Genomic DNA, 17,257 nt, shown 5'->3' on the forward strand with positions numbered 1-17,257 from the left:
GTATATTATGAAAATGTTGAGCAACTGTGCCTGTCTGTTTCATATACTTGTAATAAATGCTCAACATTTTTTCAACGATAGACAACAGAAAAGGAGTGCCTACATTATGCCCAATGAAAATCCAAATGAGCGGCTCGGTAAATTAATAAAGAAACTGTTAAAGGAGCGCGCTCTATCTATGCGCCAACTAGGAACACTGACAAACATTGATCCCGCAACAATTTCAAGAATAATTAATGGCAAACAACAACCGAAGCAAAACCATTTACAAAAATTCGCAAAATGTCTACAAGTTCCACCGCAATTATTACTTGATGAAATGTACCCTGACTCTCCACACATAAATAAGGAAAAAGCAGATATGTACACATCTCTCGATACAATTCAGCAAACATTACAATCCTCTAACCTATTCGACTTCGAGTACACAACAACTCGTGTGAAACAAGAACTTGAAAATTACGAGCGCTATGCTCAAACTACTGAAGGCGAAAAACGTATTCACGAGAGTTTCAAAAGTAAACTAGAACAAATTGATAGTGCCGGCCCTTTCATTGAACAATTAACAAGTATGTACCAACAATTTTGTACAGAAACCATTTCAAACGAAGAACGTGCAATTATTGGGGGTGCCTTACTATATTTCATTTTATCAACAGACATTATCCCCGATTATCTTTTTCCGATTGGCTATTTAGACGATGCAATTGCCGTTGAATTAGCTAAAGAGAAATTAATTAAAGTCAAACGAAGAACATAAAAAGCATAACAAGCTATTTCAGATATTGAATTTATCCACCTCTGAAATAGTTACAAAAAAATCGTACAAGCATACTTACTCGCACGATTCAAAAATCAAACTATTTTCTTATTTTTTCGTATGACACCATTCATATATGAACGCTGTTATTACTTTTGTAAATTCAATTAACTGTTCAACTTCAACTTTCTCATTTATTGAATGAGCTTCTTCTAATGTACCTGGTCCGTAAATAACAGCTGGAATGTTAAACTCACTAAACCAGCCACCATCAGTTACTGTAGCAGACATATCTAAAGTTGCGACTTTCTGTAATATAGATTCATGTACAGAACTTAGCTTCTGAATAGCTGTATGATTACTATCTACTTCTAAAGAAGGAAAAATCTCACCTCGATCAACAATCATTGATTCTCCGCCCCACTTAAATTGTGGTGGGTTCTCGCTTAACCATGGATCTGCTGCTGCCACTTTTCCTAAATACTCTTCTATTTCTTCTATTATTTGTTCATGTGTTTCATTCGGATAGAAGTGTACTGTTATCCATAAACGGCACTCATCCGCAATAAATGCTGCATGACGTCCGCCTTCAATGACAGCAGGATTAATTGTTGTTGTTCCAGATGGATAGCCTTCATATGTTTTCATGACTGCCCAATGACGCTCTAACTCCTGTAAACTTTGAACAATTTTCATCATTTTCTCAATAGCACTCGCTCCAAATAAACGTCCTCCAGCATGGATCATTTGTCTACGTGTTGCATCATGAAACGTTTGCGGGCTTTTCACAGTAATCCATCCAGTAATTACGCCGCCCTGTCCTTGCATATGTAAATCACTCGTATCCACTACTACCGCAAAATCAGCATCATAACCTCTTTTGCAACATTGAAGTGTACCAGCTTCCCCAACTTCTTCCCCAATTACCGATTGAAATATTAAATCTCCTGGTAATTCAATGCCAGCTTCTTGTAAAAGCTGAATAGCAAATAACGCTCCAGCTAGTCCACCTTTCATATCTGCCGCGCCTCTCCCAACTAACCAACCGTCTTTTATAAACGGCTCAAACGGATTTGTTTCCCACACCTCATCTACCGATACTTCAGCTACATCCATATGGCCATTAATAATTAAACTTTTGTAGGACTCACTTTCTACTCCTTTTTTGACTCCAACAACATTCGGATCATTCGGATATACATCCCATTTATCAATACTAAAATTTCGTTTTTTTAGAAACTCTGCAACAAATTCTTGCGCTTCATTGGTATTTCTCGCTGGTGGTGCTGGTGTTTCAAAACAAATTAATGCTTTTGTAAGTTCTAGTAGCTCATCTTTTCGTAAGTCAATCTGTTCTAATAGCCGCGAAACTTCTTGATTCATTACTAATTCCCCTTTACATACGTAGTATGTTTCCAGCTTTATTTTCACAAAAAAAGAGACTGTTTACAATTTTACAGTCTCCAAATTAATCAATATTATAAAGTGAAACTATCATCATTGGGGGGTTCATCCCCCAATGATGATTAGTTGAACCAACCGGATTTTGAAGTGGGAGTTTTACTGCCCGTTAATGCTGGGTAAACTTTCTACTTCTGCTGTATTTGTCTTTTCAATACGTTCTACTTTACTTCCCTTATTTCTTGTAGCACGGTAAAACAGTAAACAAACAATCATAAATGGAATACCACAATACAATGCCATTCTTTGTTCCGGAATAAAAGCCATGCCAACAATTACTGTTAAATTTAATACTAACGCAAGAAGTGGAACATATGGATACAATGGTGTTTTAAATTTTAAGTCCTTAATATCCCCGCCCTGCTTCAAATATGTCCTTCTAGCCAATAAATTAGAAAGAGCAATAGATGCCCAAACTAATATTGCTCCGAACCCTGCAATTGAAAGAAGCCATAAATAAACTGTATCTTCCGCATAAATACCTGATAGTAATGAGAGACACCCGACAATTGTGCTTACAATCAACGCATAAATAGGAACACCGTTTTTAGATAGCTTACCAAAAATCGGACTAATCATTCCTTGATTAGACATGGACCATAGCATACGGGAAGTTGCATATAATCCTGAATTTGCAACTGATAGTACCGCTGTAATAATAACGAAATTTATAATATCAGCCGCATAAGGAATACCAATTTTATCAAATACGACTACGAATGGGCTTTCTATCACGCCTGCTTGCTGCCAAGGAAATAGTCCAGCAAGAATAAAAATAGACAGTACAAAGAAAATAAGTATGCGCCAAACTGTATTATTAATTGCCTTCGGAATAGTTTTCTCTGGATTTTCGCTCTCACCAGCTGCAATACCAACTAGTTCTGTTCCTTGGAAGGAAAAATTAACTGCAATCATCGTAATTAAAATGGCTGATAATCCATTTGGGAACAATCCACCATAATCAGTAAAGCTAGAAAACATCGGTGCTGGTTCATTTCCTTTCATATCTAGGAAGCCAAACATTGCTGCCCCGCCCAAAATAATAAATGCAATGATTGTAATTACTTTAATACTTGCAAACCAAAATTCAACCTCCGCAAAACTTTTTGAAGATAATGCATTAATAGCAAAAAGTAACGCCGCAAATACTACACACCAAATCCATGATGGTACGTCTGGAAACCAGCGTTTCATTAAAATACTAACTGCAATTAATTCAATACCTATCGTAGCGGACCAGTTTAACCAGGACATCCATCCGACTACATAACCCGCTGCAGGAGAAATGTGCTTTGTAGCATATGTTTGATAAGATCCTGCATCTGGCATCGCAACCGCTAACTCTCCTAGACAGAGCATCGTTAAATACATAACAAATCCTCCGACAAGATACGCTAAAATTGCCCCTCCAGGTCCAGCTTCATGAATTGTATAACTAGAACCTAAAAAAAGTCCTGTACCAATAACCCCTCCGAGTGCAATCATAAATATGTGCCTGCTTTTCAATTCTCTTTTTAATCCTTGGTTTTGATCCATCATATAAATCCCCCCTTTTCACTTTGTAAACCCATTTAATGTAAGCGTTTTTATTTTTGTAGTAAAAAATAACGATTTAAAAGAGCAAAATACATATCACTTATATTAATCACTACCTGTTATCAAAAGGTCATCCCTTACTGTTATTAATAGTTTTTGATCAGCGATAGCTTGGCCTTCTATCACTTCTAACGATTCGATATAACCACTGATTCCTATCTTAATTTCTACTTTCTGTTTATCTATTGTTTCAATTAAGGCTAATTTCTCCCACTCATATACGTAAGAACTTTCAGTAACAAATAATTTCTCTACTTTCCCGTAACAAGGACTATACACGCCTTCTATAACCGTCTTCACTTAATAAATTCCTCCTCTTAATTAATTTGCACTGAAATGTCGCATACCCTATGAAAAGTTCTAATCCATCCACTCCTTCAATTTAGAGATTTCAATTACTATTTATGCAAGATACGTACCAATCCCAATATCTATGTGAAAATTAAGATTTCGTACAAAAAAATCTACATAACCGCAAAATTTTTCTATCGTTTGAAAAGTTTTAAAAGAAAAATAGCAAAAAAATTTTGCGATTTTGTTAGAATTTTAATAAAATTATAAAGAGTCAGTCTTCATAGGGTGAAACGAGGAGAAGATGATACATGCATACAGAAGAAATTAATTTTAAACAAATTATTGAAATGAATATGTTATATGAAACTTTACTCAATGAACTCGATATCGGGATTCATATTATTAATGAGGAAAGTAAAACGATTATCTATAACCGCAAAATGATGGAAATTGAATCAATGGACCGCTTAGATGTACTATATAAAAGTCCTTTAGACGTATTTGCATTTGAAGAAAATAAAAATAGTACTCTTATAGAGGCATTAAAACTTGGAAAAACAAACAAAAATATAAAACAAACGTATTTTAACAATAAAGGGCAAGAAATTACGACGATTAACGATACTTTCCCTATAATAGAAAATGGAAAAATTAAAGGCGCTATTGAAATTTCAAAAGAGATTAGTCACTTAAAGCAACCAATAAGAATGAATACTTCTCGAAAACAAAATACTAAATTTACCTTTGATCACATAATTGGTGATTCTGGAGCCATTCAATCCATCATTGCAGAAGGAAAGAGAGTAGTTCGTACATCCTCATCTATACTCATCGTAGGAGAAACGGGGACTGGCAAAGAACTATTTGCACAAAGCATCCATAACGAAAGTCAGCGTTCAACAAAACCATTTATTTCACAAAACTGTGCAGCTATACCTGATACCCTAATGGAAAGCTTATTATTTGGTACGAATCGAGGTGCCTTTACAGGGGCAATAGATAAACCTGGTTTATTTGAAGAAGCAAACGGTGGGACTTTGTTGTTAGATGAAATCAACTCATTAAGCCCAACGCTTCAAGCTAAGTTACTACGGGCTATACAAGAAAAAACAATACGACGAATCGGGGGCGCACAAGAAAAAGAAATTGATGTTCGTATTATAGCAACTATTAATGAAGACCCTCTTGAAGCTATTGCACATAATCGATTAAGGGAAGACTTATATTACCGATTAAGCGTCGTTACTTTATGCCTTCCACCTTTACGGGAACGAAAAGAAGATATTGCATATCTTGTTCAGCACTTTATCGAAAAGTATAACATTCAATTTGGGCTCGGCGTAACGGATGTAGATGTAAATGTAAAAGAATTCTTTTATGCATACGCTTGGCCCGGAAACGTACGAGAATTGGAACATATAATTGAAGGTTCAATGAACTTAATAGAAGATGAGAACATCATTACAGCTTTTCATATACCAACTCGCTTTCGCGAACTAATAAAAAAAGAATTCAATATGCAACCTTCACTAACTACTCACAATACGGATACACCTAAAACTTTAAAATACACAATAGAAGAAATGGAAAAGAACTACATCAATCGAATTCTTAAAGAGAATAATGGTAATATTTCACAAGCTGCAAAATTTTTAGGACTAAGTAGACAAAATTTACAATATCGAATTAAAAAACTGCATTTACACATATGAAATGAATCTTTCTCCAAGTGCAAATAATCACTTGGAAGAATACGCTAAAAAATACATGTAACATGCTAGAAAGGGGCTATATATATGAGTGATGATAAAAAATTAAAGTTATTACACTACTTATACCTTCTCCCTGCCGTTCTATGTATGATGTTATTCATTAATGGTGATATGAGTAGCTTCCCTTATGCAAAGCTATTAGGAACAATTAGCGGTTCCTTTGCAGCTATTATGCTTGCCGCTTTTTGGAATTTGAAGTTGCGTATGAAAAGAGAAAAATCTTCTTAAACGAACAAAGTTAATTATCATAAAAAACACGAGACGTTTACCGCTCTCGTGTTTTTTCATTCTACTTTCTTTATCTCAATGATTTGAAATTCAGCTCAAAATTAGTTATATACTGAAAAAATACACTTTAGTAAAACCGACAAATTTCGACATTATATTTTCATTATATTTGTTATCATGTAAGTTCTAAATCTGACATTTCAACATCTCTGAAGATTGTTTATATAAAGTGAAACTTTAATCAGTGGGAGTTTTACTGCCCGGCAAATAGCAGGATAAACTTCACTTATGTTAATAACATGTAGTTCATTTTGTTTGAACTAACAAATTGTGAGTCGGATGAAAAAGCTAATAAATATTTTCTAAAAGGTGGTTACTATGAAAAGAACAGCAGAATTTGTATTAGGATTAATCGGTGGTATATTCGGGATTTTATGTGCATTCATCGCTTTATTTATCGGAGGCATAGGAGCAGCAGTTGAAGCTGACGGAGCTAATCAAATTATTGGATTAGGCTGGGCTGCTGTAGCTCTTTCAATATTGGGGATTGTTGGATGTGTTATGGTTAAGAGCAAAGCTAAAGTAGGTGGCATTATGATGACTATCGCTGCCATTGGTGGATTTATTTGTATTTCTATTGTTTACTTATTACCAGGTGTTTTATTATTAATCGGCGGATTAATGGGGATTTTCCGAAAAGATAAGACTACTGCATCAGCATAAAAGAAAAAGCACTCAAATGAGTGCTTTTTTCTTATCCATATCTTTTCTAAAACTCAACATTCTCCAAATACAATCCACTCGCCTCAGCAAGGCAATTAATTTGATTTCTCTGTTTATCCTCTAAAATTTGCGGGATTGCGTCCGCATCTAATTGTCCTAATCCAACTTCAATTAATGCTCCAACAATTTTTCGGACCATATTATGAAGGAATCCGTTACCACTTACTCTAATTTGTACGAATCCTGCTTCTTCCATCACTTCAAGTGTATATACTTCTCGAACCATAGACTTTTTCTTTGATTTCGCATTCGAAAAAGCAGTAAAGTCATGTGAACCAACTAAATGTTTCGCAGCTTCTTTCATGCTTTTCACATTTAATTTTTTATTCACATGCATGCTGTATTTACGCATAAATGGATTTGTATGCTCTTCATTCCAAATCTTATAAAGATATGTTTTTGCTTTAGAATTGTAACGAGCATGGAAGCGATCTTGTACTTCTTCTACATTCGTAATACTAATATCGTTGGGTAAATATTGATTTAAATATTTCTTCACTTTATGTTCTACTAACTTCTCATCACTTTGGAAGTTAGCAACTTGATTTAAAGCATGTACACCAGCATCTGTTCTGCTGCAGCCGATAATTTCAATTTCTTTTCCGATCATTTCAGATATTACGCTTTCAATTTTCCCTTGAATCGTATTGTCGTTATTACCAAGACGCTGCCACCCTTTATAACGCGCACCGTCATACTGAATCGTTACTTTATAATTGTGCATAGTATTCTCCTTCATAGAAAATATTCCCTCATACCATGAGGGAATATTAATAAACTTTACTTTCTAACAAGCTTCACTACATTTTCTACATGAGCTGTATGCGGGAACATATCAACCGGCTGTACATACTCCACGTCATAACTCTTCATTAATGCTTGTACATCACGTGCTAATGAAGAAGGATTACAAGATACGTAAACAACTTGTTTCGGTTTCACTTTTAAAATTGTTTCCAATAATTTATCGTCGCAACCTGTACGTGGTGGATCGACAACAATTACATCTGGACGCCATCCTTCTTTTACCCATTTCGGTAACCACTGTTCAGCTTTACCCGCTTCATATTTCGTATTTGTAAATCCGTGACGCTTCGCATTTTTTCTTGCATCTTCAATCGCTTCTGGAATTACATCCATACCACGTACTTCCGCTGCATCATTTGCAAGCCACAGTCCGATTGTACCAACACCACAATACGCATCTACAATTTTCTCATCGCCTGTTAAAGCAGCTGCTTTTTTCGCTTCATCGTATAAAACAACTGTTTGTTCTGGATTTAACTGGAAGAATGCACGTGCTGATAATTCAAATGATAAATCACCTAGTGTTTCTTGAATTACTTCTTTTCCAGCTAATTTAAATGTTTTATCACCGAAAATAACAGATGTTTTACGCCAGTTTACGTTTTGCATAATTGATTTCACACTTGGCATCTGTTTTTGTACTTCTGCTATAAATTGATCTTTATTTGGTAATTCTTCTTTTGTTGTGATAAGTGTAACTTGTACTTCCCCTGTTTGAACTGCAGTACGTGTCACAATTGTACGTACTAAACCTTTTTGTTTTTTCTCATTGTAAATAGAAACATTTAATTTTTCTAATATACGTCTTACAACTTTTGTCGCTTCATTCGTTGCTTTATGCTGAATCATACAATGAGAAATATCAATTAACTGATGTGAGTTTTGTTTATATAACCCTGTAATAACCTTTTCGTCTTTACGTCCTACTTGTAGTTGACTCTTATTACGATAATGCCATGGATTTCCCATACCAAGCGTTGGACGAATTTTCTCTTCTAAACTGTTGTTCATATACTTCTCGAATGCTTGTACAACGATATCACGTTTTTGATTTAATTGTTCTTTATAATCTAAATGCTGCAATTGACAGCCACCGCATTCCTCATATACTGGACACGGTGCTTTCACACGATGTGGTGATGATTTACGAACTTTTTTCACTTTCGCTTCAGCGAAGCCACGCTGGATTTTCGTTGCTTCAGCAACAACTTCTTCTCCTGGTAATGCCCCTGGAATGAAAACAACTTGTCTCTTAAAATAACCAACGCCTTCTCCGTTAATCCCAAGACGTTTAATTGTCACAGGAAACGTTTGACCAACTTCCAACTTACTCTCATGTTGCTTTTGTATCATTATTACACCTCTACTCTATACTTTTCCATAAATATAACGCTGCATAACTGCAGTATGGTTCACACTCTTGTTTCACTTTTTCTAAAAATACATCATCAGGTTTATCCTCTAATCGAAATATCCCTTGCACCGCACGCTGAATCCCAATGTCAGTTTTCGGAAACATATTTTTCCGTCCAAGCCCAAACATTAAAAAGTTTTGCACTGTCCATGCACCAATCCCCCTAATCGGTAACAATTGTGCCGAAACCTCTTCTTCCGCCCTGGTTTCTATACTCGCTAAGTCTAATGTACCGCTAACAATACTTTGACCTAATCCTACTATATATTCAGCCTTTCGTTGACTAAACTTCTGCTCTCTCAATTCCTCTATTGAAATATTTGCTACTATTTCCGGAGTGGGGAAAAAGAATACACCATTCTTCTCTGTTCCATATCGTTTTACAAATTGTTCTGTTAACACAGTAGCAAATTTCAAATTTATTTGTTGATGAATGATACAGCGAAGAAGACAAGCGAAATAATCAAATTCTAAAATAATTGGAGTATAAGCATATGTTTCAAATAGTGGACGTAATGATGTGTTTAAAAAATGATTTTGTATATCTTGAAACGGTTCATTCCAATGAAAAATGGCTCTCATTCGTTTCATGACTTTCTCCGGATCTCCTGTTTGACTAGAAATCCAAAACTGTGGATTTTGAACAGTACCAATCCCTTGCAAGCGAACAACAACCTGTTCCTCATCTATACAAAGCGGGACATAAATGACTTTCTCATCTAATTGAATGACGTTAAGAGGATCAAAAGATAACCGTTTTAATACCTCTTCAAAATGATACGGATACTCTAACGTAACATGTTCGCTCCACATACGTTTCCCCATCCTTTTTACACATCATTATAGCATGAGAAAACCGCAAGCATACATGCTTACGGTTGATTGCTTTTTACTAAGTCATCTAGACTTTTAAAATGATACCCTTTCTCGCGCAAATCATCAATGATTTTCGCAAGTGCTTCTGCATTATCTTTCGAGATTGCATGAAGTAATAAAACAGATCCTGGATGAATCATCGTCATTACATTGTTATGCGCATATTGCCATCCTCTTTGCTGATCCACTTTCCAATCAAGAAATGCAAGTGACCAAAATACATTATAGTAGCCCATTTCTTTCGTAAGAGCTAATGTTCTTTCACTAAATACGCCGCGCGGAGGACGTACATATTTCACTTCTTTTTGCCCAGTTACTTTTTTTATTTCCTCTGTCACACTCGTTAATTCTTCACGAAGTTTTACATCATTGACTGTTGTAAAATCAGGGTGACTCCACGAATGATTTCCAATAATATGTCCTTCATCCTTCATTCGTAATAACAAATCTTTTTGTGTTTTAATATAATGCCCTGTTACAAAGAAAGTTGCCGGTACTTTTTTCTCTTTTAATACATCTAAGATTTTCCCTGTGTATCCATTCTCATATCCATTATCGAATGTTAAATAAATATCTTTTTTCTTCGTGTCCCCTAAATAAAACCCACCATTTTTTTGTAGTAAATCCGTATATAGTTTCCCTGCATCTGGTACTGTTTCATTTTTAGGACGCGGAATCCCCCAGTTATGTGGAGTATTTGTATAAGCCAATGTTGAAACTGGAACAAGTGCCATCATAATTGAAAAAATGAGACCTATATATAACCATTTATATTTCATAAATAGTCTCCTTTCCATATATAATCGTACCTGTAGTTTCTGTTGCTGTGCATTCTTTCATGCTAAACATGTTTTTCTATATATACCAAAAAAATGCACCTCGAATGATTCGAGGTGCATTTTTGTTTACTTAAATACTGGCTCTTTAAAGCTCGCTAATTTTTCAAGTGATGTTTTATCAACATCAGCATGCAAACTATTACCATGAGAGTCCATCGTTACAACTGCTTTAAATCCTTCAATACGTAAGTGCCACATTGCTTCTGGGATACCAAATTGTAAGAAATCAACATCTTTCACTTCTTTAATACATTCAGCATAATATTGCGCTGCACCACCAATTGCATTTAAGTACACACCACCGTGTTCTTCTAAAGCAGCTAATGTTTTCGCACCCATTCCACCTTTACCAATTACAGCACGGATACCGAACTTTTTCATAATATCGCCTTGGTATGGTTCTTCACGAATACTTGTCGTTGGACCTGCCGCTTTAATTTGCCAGTTGTCATTCTCATCTTTTACTACAACTGGACCACAGTGATAAATAACTTGTCCATTTAAGTCTACTGGACAATCATTATCCATTAAATGCTTATGGATTGCGTCACGGCCTGTATACATCATGCCATTAATTGTTACAACATCACCAACGCGAAGTTCACGAATTTGTTCTTCTGTAATTGGTGCTTGCAATACGATTTCGCGCTGCTCTGTTTTTTCTTGTACTTCGTGCTGAAGTGTATCGTCACCTTCTTGATATAGCCAATCCATAATTTCTCCTGTTTCAGGATGGATTTTCACACCAAGGCGGCGATATGCCCAGCAATTATACGCAACAGATACGTAAAAGCTAGCTGGCAAACGATTATATACGCCAATTTTACAACCAAGTAAAGTTGTTTCTCCGCCAAATCCCATCGTACCAATGCCAAGCTTATTCGCATTTTCTAATACGTACTCTTCAAGTTTTTGTAACTCTGGTACTGGATTAACATCATCTAATGTACGGAATAATTGATTTTTTGCTAATTCGTAACCTGATGTGCGGTCTCCCCCGATACCAACACCAATTACACCTGCACTACAACCTTGACCTTGCGCTTGATATACTGCATGAAGAAGGCATTTACGAATTCCTTCTAAATCACGACCTGCGCGTCCAAGTCCTTCTAATTCACACGGTAAGCTATACTGAATATTTTTATTCTCACAGCCGCCGCCCTTTAAAATTAAACGTGCATCAATATAATCTTTTTCCCATTGCTCAAACTTAATAACTGGTGTACCTGGCCCTAAATTGTTTCCGCTATTATCTCCAAAAAGAGAATCAACAGAGTTAGGACGGAGTTTACCATCTTTTGTCGCCCGCTCAAGCGCACTATAGATAGCTTCCTTCAGTTTTAATTGATTCACACCAACCGGTGTATAAATTTTAAACGTTGGCATCCCTGTATCTTGGCAAATCGGCGAGATATTATCATCTGCCATTTTAATGTTATTCGTAATTGTGCCAAGTGCCATCGCAGAACGAGTCCCTGCATTTTCTCGTTCCTTTGCTTGTTGAATTGCACGACGAACATCTTTCGGTAAGTTCGTTGACGTTTCAACAACTAGTTGATACATGCTTTCTTGAAGCTTTTCCATTGTTACTTCCCCCTCAATTGTGAACGCTACCAAAACGTTATGAGATGAAAATTCCATCGTTATGCTCTTCAGCTTTTTATTTATCACGCTATTAAAGTATAAATGAAATTTTTCACAACTTGATTATACCTTTTTTTCTATATTCCTTCTATTATCCGTACAGAAAAAGGCTACCAATTTTGTATTGGCAGCCTTTTTAATATATTATTCGTCTTTTTTAAATTGCTCACATTTTAATTCTAATTCATCTAACATCGCAAGAAGACGATCTACATCTTCTAACTCTACTTCTTCAGGTTCAATTGTATCAATTACTTCAATGAACATATTTAAACGCTCTTTTAAATATACTAATTGTGTATCTTTATCTTGAATTGCTTTTCCCATGAAGGCACTCTCCTTTTAATTCGAGTTGCTTTTATTATACCGCAAAAATGATTGCTATGGGCATGAAATTTCATCAATTTTGTCACGGTCATCCGCTATAATGTAAGCCTTCTCTCTTTTTCCGCCAAAAAGTTTCACTTTATAAAAAGTACATATTCTTCTATTATAGAGAATGGACAAATTGTTATTTCAATAGTCAAAGGAGTATTTCATATGACGATATCACAAAAAATGAAGCCGATTACTCCTTCTTACGATCCATGGGAAGCGTATATGGACCTTGAAGAGTACGGCAAACTACTATTAACAAACGTTGAGTTTACAACGACGACATTATGCAATATGCGTTGCGAGCATTGCGCTGTTGGTTACACATTACAGCCGAAAGATCCAAATCCGCTTCCGATGGAGCTTTTATTAAAACGATTAGATGAGATTCCTCATTTACGTTCTTTAAGTATTACTGGCGGAGAACCTATGCTTTCAAAGAAATCCGTCGACAACTATGTAACACCACTCTTAAAATATGCCCATGAACGAGGCGTTCGCACTCAAATTAACTCAAACTTAACTATAGATTTAGCACGTTACGAACAAATTATTCCCTACTTAGATGTATTGCATATTTCACATAACTGGGGAACAATTGATGACTTCGTTGAAGGCGGATTTGCAATGATGGAGCGTAAACCTACGTATGAACAACGTGCAAAATTATTCGAACGAATGATTACAAATAGTAAAGCTCTATCAGATGCAGGTGTACTCGTATCAGCCGAAACGATGCTAAATAAACGAACTCTACCACATATCGAACATATTCATCGTCAAATCGTTGAAGAAATGGGTTGTAAACGTCATGAAGTGCATCCGATGTATCCAAGTGACTTCGCTAGCACACTTGAAATTTTAACAAAAGACGAAATTCGAAAAGCAATTGAACATTTATTAGAAATTCGTGATGAAAATGTATGGATGTTATTTGGAACATTACCTTTCTATGCATGTAGTGATGATGAACGCGATTTAGCTACATTTAAGAAATTACATGAAAGTAAAAATGTAACTGTACGTAATGATCCAGATGGCCGTTCTCGTTTAAATGTAAACATTTTCGATGGAAATATTATTGTGACGGACTTTGGTGATGTTCCACTTCTAGGAAACATACAAACACACACATTACAAGAAGCATATGAAAAATGGTGCGCTTCAAAAACAGCAAAATCATTAAGCTGTCATTGCCCTGCTGTGAAATGTCTTGGACCGAATGTTCTTGTAAAAAACAGCTACTATCCAACAGAAGATTTCTTATCAAAAAAATCAAACCTTATGTTATAAATAAAAACGTCAGCTTATATGGGCTGACGTTTTTTAATTTCATTGTGAATGCGACGAGGAAATAAATTTAAAAAACAAATGATCATGAATTGGAATAGCTGCCCCAATTCCTTGAGAAGTAACATTTTTTACAACAAGCCTTTTTTGATTTCCCTTTAAAACAAGGTACACTTCTCCAAACGTTACTTTTCCTTTTTCATTTACTGCTGGCGTATAAGCGTATAAATATCCTAGTTGACTTGGACTAATATTATATACTCGCTCATGTCCAGTACCATAACCAATGGTTGTTTTAAATGAAAGTGGCAATTGTACTTTTTCAAGTGCTTTTAGTAGCATCATTTTTTTCACATCTGTAGCATCTTTCATATCTGCTGTTAAATCGCCTTCGATTGTCTTTTGAGTTTCTTGTTTATAGCGAAGTGGATATAAGCGATCTCCTCCGCGATTATCATACACATTTCGATTCACTTGTTTATATTCCCAATTAATCGATGTATCTATTGATTCATAATTTAATGCCCATTGACCTAAATAAATTTTCGCCCGGTACCCTACCGCAAGCGGTGCATTCGAAATTGTTGTTTCATTAAACATTCGAATTAAATCGGGATTTTCAATTTTGATATTTGCCGTTTTCAATAATTCCTGAGCAAACTTACTTGGCTGCAAGCGCGGCAAATCTTGTGCATCATTTGGAAACGTATTATCTTTTGAAATATTTAAAACAGATGAAGGCATTTTTGTTCCTACTGTTGTCTTTGCAAAACTCATGTTAGGAAATAATAAAATAAACGAGACCATAGTTGAAAGACATATGCTGTATACTCGTTTCACCTGTCTGGCTCCTTCCTATGTAAAGGTATATATACTACTTCATTTATTGTTTTCTCTGAGCACAATTGTTATGCCTATTTTTCATAATAAATAAAAACCAATTCCCATAATGACATACGCCGCTAGTAAAGTGCCGCCTTCAAACCAGTTTGTATCTCCATCATTGGAAATCGCAATCGTTAAGAAAACGGCTGTAATCATAGACACAAGTTCTGGTATGGTAAATACTAAAGGCATCCTCTGCGCGAAGAACATAGATAGCAATACTAATACAGGAGCAACAAACATGGCGATTTGTAATGTAGAGCCTATTGCAATTTCGACTGCAATATTTACTTTATTTTTATAAGCCATAATAATTGCAGATGCATGTTCCGCTGCATTTCCAACAATTGCAACGATAATAACCCCTATAAATAACTCTGACCAACCAAATGATTTTGCAACAGTTTCAAAAGTATGCACGAGCGCCTCTGATACATAAGCTACCGCCAGTGTTGCTATCGCTAAAATAAGGAGTGCCTTCCCTTTCGACCACTCTGGCTCTTCTTCATGCGCTACTTCGTCACTTTTATGTTGATATACACCACGGTGCGTAACTAACTTAAATAGCAATGCAGCAAGGTACATAATAATCATGATGATAGAAACACCAATACTTAATTGATACGTCTTTCCAGCATCCATCTTCATTGAAAAAATCTCCGGAATAACAAAGGCTACGACAACAGCAAATATTAATAAAGCTGAATTATGTCTTGCATCATAAACATTGAAACTTTGTCTTTTATACTTAAGGCCACCTATAAAGAAGGATAACCCTCCTACCAGTAATAAGTTTCCAAGTACAGAACCAGTTAAGGAAGCTAAAACAACTTCTGTTAATCCTGCCTGAAGTGCAAAAATTGAAATGATAAGTTCAACCGCATTACCGAAAGTTGCATTTAATAAACCACCTATCCGAGGCCCAGAAACGATTGCTAAACTTTCTGTCGCCCTCCCCATAAAACCAGCTAATGCAATAATAGTAATGCAGTATACAACAAACATAATGGTTTGTGGCCAATGAAGTGTTTTTCCGATTACAGAAAGTGGTACACCTATAAGCGCTACTATAAGAAATATTTTATTAAACATGCTTTTCATCCTTCCATCGTATGTATTTCTCCTCGATATTATTATTATTCATCTCCTAACTTGTCCGATTTCATCACAATTACGTTTAAAAAATTGGAATGAAGAAAACAGTATAAAAGATATTGAAATCATCTTGTTTGAGCAGAGAGAATTATAAATTATGAAAAGAGGTTAAAAATATGCACTTAAAAGAAAAAATCGCAACGATTATTCAAGGACAAAGAACTGGTGTGTTATCTACTGTACGTAACGAGAAGCCGCATAGTGCCTTTATGATGTTTTTCCATGAAGATTTTGTACTATACGTTGCAACAGATCGAAAATCAAAAAAGATAACAGATATTGAAAATAATCCAAATGTACATGTACTACTCGGACGAGAAGGAAAAAAATTAGATGAAGATTATATAGAGGTTGAAGGCTTAGCTTCAATCGAAGAAGATTCAACATTAAAAAACAAGTTTTGGAATAATAGCTTAAAACGCTGGTTACTTGGTGCCGAAGACCCTAATTACGTGCTGATAAAAATCAATCCAGACACAATTTATTACATCGATAGTGCTGGTGCGACTGAGCCCGAGTTTTTACGACTATAAAATAAAACAAGCCCCCTTAGGTGGGCTTGTTTTGTCGAAAGGTTCTTCTGAAAAAAATAATAAAATAGGTGGAACTTTCTAAAGATTCTGTTATATAATAGCAGTAACTTAAATAAACTGTATTAAAACAGATTGAGAGGGGAAATAAAATTGATGAAAAGAGAAGAACGAAAAAATATGATTGAGTTTATTGAAAAGAAAAAAGGGATTGAACGTGACGAATTATTATTTATGACGGATGATGAAGTAGAACATATTTATAATGTAACGTACTTTTTATATGAAGAAATAGCAGAGTAGTATAATAAACCCCCACCTTATTAAAAATATAGGGCGGGGGTTTATTTCGTTATTTATCCCGCTATTTGCGGGCAGTAAAACTCCCACCTCAAAATTCAGGTGGAGCAAAGAAGTTAGGTGGGAGTCGGGCTAATAATCAGCGGGGGATGAACCACCACCCCCACTGATTAAAAGTTCACACTATACATGACAATGAGAATGATTTTCATGTATAATAATGTAAGATTGGAGGAATTTTACTA

Annotated in this window: 18 protein-coding genes; 7 read left to right on the forward strand and 11 right to left on the reverse strand. The window is 35.5% G+C overall.

The window, feature by feature from the left end:
* Positions 1–106: 106 nt before the first annotated feature.
* Complete coding sequence (locus KI356_RS06585; protein ID WP_128282524.1) at positions 107–760, forward strand: helix-turn-helix domain-containing protein; 654 nt, start codon at positions 107–109, stop codon at positions 758–760.
* Between the two features lie 108 nt (positions 761–868).
* Here the strand turns inward: KI356_RS06585 and KI356_RS06590 are convergent, their stop codons facing one another.
* The 3 genes from KI356_RS06590 to KI356_RS06600 form a co-directional block, all read right to left on the reverse strand.
* Positions 869–2,143 carry an acetylornithine deacetylase gene (locus KI356_RS06590; protein ID WP_212935087.1) on the reverse strand — a complete coding sequence of 425 codons (1,275 nt, stop codon included), beginning with the start codon at positions 2,141–2,143 and terminating at the stop codon, positions 869–871.
* A gap of 177 nt (positions 2,144–2,320) precedes the next feature.
* Positions 2,321–3,760: an amino acid permease gene (locus tag KI356_RS06595; protein ID WP_212935088.1), complete on the reverse strand. Its 1,440-nt coding sequence runs from the start codon at positions 3,758–3,760 to the stop codon at positions 2,321–2,323.
* A 102-nt stretch (positions 3,761–3,862) separates the two neighbouring features.
* Positions 3,863–4,117 carry a biotin/lipoyl attachment domain-containing protein gene (locus tag KI356_RS06600; RefSeq protein WP_128282527.1) on the reverse strand — a complete coding sequence of 85 codons (255 nt, stop codon included), beginning with the start codon at positions 4,115–4,117 and terminating at the stop codon, positions 3,863–3,865.
* A gap of 302 nt (positions 4,118–4,419) precedes the next feature.
* On the opposite strand from KI356_RS06600, the gene KI356_RS06605 reads away from it, so the two are divergent.
* From KI356_RS06605 to KI356_RS06615, 3 genes are all read left to right on the forward strand, one after another.
* Entirely contained in the window at positions 4,420–5,823 is a 1,404-nt protein-coding gene (locus KI356_RS06605) for a sigma-54 interaction domain-containing protein (protein ID WP_212935089.1), read from the forward strand.
* 84 nt (positions 5,824–5,907) lie between these two features.
* Positions 5,908–6,111: a hypothetical protein gene (locus KI356_RS06610; protein ID WP_128282529.1), complete on the forward strand. Its 204-nt coding sequence runs from the start codon at positions 5,908–5,910 to the stop codon at positions 6,109–6,111.
* 378 nt (positions 6,112–6,489) lie between these two features.
* Positions 6,490–6,834, forward strand: coding sequence for a DUF4064 domain-containing protein (locus KI356_RS06615; RefSeq protein ID WP_002091161.1), 345 nt, complete (start codon positions 6,490–6,492; stop codon positions 6,832–6,834).
* Between the two features lie 46 nt (positions 6,835–6,880).
* On the opposite strand, the gene truA is transcribed toward KI356_RS06615, so the two are convergent.
* From truA to KI356_RS06645, 6 genes are all read right to left on the reverse strand, one after another.
* Positions 6,881–7,618, reverse strand: coding sequence for a tRNA pseudouridine(38-40) synthase TruA (truA, locus tag KI356_RS06620; protein WP_128282531.1), 738 nt, complete (start codon positions 7,616–7,618; stop codon positions 6,881–6,883).
* Positions 7,619–7,674: 56 nt separating this feature from the next.
* On the reverse strand, positions 7,675–9,054 hold the full coding sequence (gene rlmD, locus KI356_RS06625; RefSeq protein WP_212935090.1) for a 23S rRNA (uracil(1939)-C(5))-methyltransferase RlmD: 1,380 nt from the start codon (positions 9,052–9,054) through the stop codon (positions 7,675–7,677).
* A gap of 10 nt (positions 9,055–9,064) precedes the next feature.
* Positions 9,065–9,928 carry a DNA-3-methyladenine glycosylase family protein gene (locus KI356_RS06630; protein WP_212935091.1) on the reverse strand — a complete coding sequence of 288 codons (864 nt, stop codon included), beginning with the start codon at positions 9,926–9,928 and terminating at the stop codon, positions 9,065–9,067.
* A 59-nt stretch (positions 9,929–9,987) separates the two neighbouring features.
* Entirely contained in the window at positions 9,988–10,770 is a 783-nt protein-coding gene (gene pdaA / locus KI356_RS06635) for a delta-lactam-biosynthetic de-N-acetylase (RefSeq protein ID WP_128282581.1), read from the reverse strand.
* A 126-nt stretch (positions 10,771–10,896) separates the two neighbouring features.
* A complete protein-coding gene (fumA, locus tag KI356_RS06640) occupies positions 10,897–12,417 on the reverse strand; it encodes a fumarate hydratase (protein ID WP_205685979.1) in 1,521 nt (506 codons plus the stop codon).
* 204 nt (positions 12,418–12,621) lie between these two features.
* Positions 12,622–12,804 carry an SE1561 family protein gene (locus tag KI356_RS06645; protein WP_000513558.1) on the reverse strand — a complete coding sequence of 61 codons (183 nt, stop codon included), beginning with the start codon at positions 12,802–12,804 and terminating at the stop codon, positions 12,622–12,624.
* Between the two features lie 213 nt (positions 12,805–13,017).
* Between KI356_RS06645 and yfkAB the strand changes: the two genes are divergently transcribed.
* Positions 13,018–14,145 (forward strand): radical SAM/CxCxxxxC motif protein YfkAB, encoded by a 1,128-nt coding sequence (yfkAB, locus tag KI356_RS06650; RefSeq protein ID WP_212935092.1) that lies wholly within the window; start codon positions 13,018–13,020, stop codon positions 14,143–14,145.
* A 39-nt stretch (positions 14,146–14,184) separates the two neighbouring features.
* On the opposite strand, the gene KI356_RS06655 is transcribed toward yfkAB, so the two are convergent.
* Both KI356_RS06655 and cax read right to left on the reverse strand, forming a co-directional pair.
* Positions 14,185–14,982, reverse strand: coding sequence for a YfkD famly protein (locus KI356_RS06655; RefSeq protein WP_128282583.1), 798 nt, complete (start codon positions 14,980–14,982; stop codon positions 14,185–14,187).
* Between the two features lie 81 nt (positions 14,983–15,063).
* On the reverse strand, positions 15,064–16,119 hold the full coding sequence (cax, locus tag KI356_RS06660) for a calcium/proton exchanger (protein ID WP_212935093.1): 1,056 nt from the start codon (positions 16,117–16,119) through the stop codon (positions 15,064–15,066).
* A gap of 179 nt (positions 16,120–16,298) precedes the next feature.
* On the opposite strand from cax, the gene KI356_RS06665 reads away from it, so the two are divergent.
* Complete coding sequence (locus tag KI356_RS06665) at positions 16,299–16,715, forward strand: pyridoxamine 5'-phosphate oxidase family protein (protein WP_088057414.1); 417 nt, start codon at positions 16,299–16,301, stop codon at positions 16,713–16,715.
* A 153-nt stretch (positions 16,716–16,868) separates the two neighbouring features.
* Complete coding sequence (locus KI356_RS06670) at positions 16,869–17,015, forward strand: BH0509 family protein (RefSeq protein ID WP_000817786.1); 147 nt, start codon at positions 16,869–16,871, stop codon at positions 17,013–17,015.
* Positions 17,016–17,257 lie beyond the last annotated feature (242 nt).

The organism is Bacillus hominis (genome assembly GCF_018332515.1).
GTDB lineage: Bacteria > Bacillota > Bacilli > Bacillales > Bacillaceae_G > Bacillus_A > Bacillus_A hominis.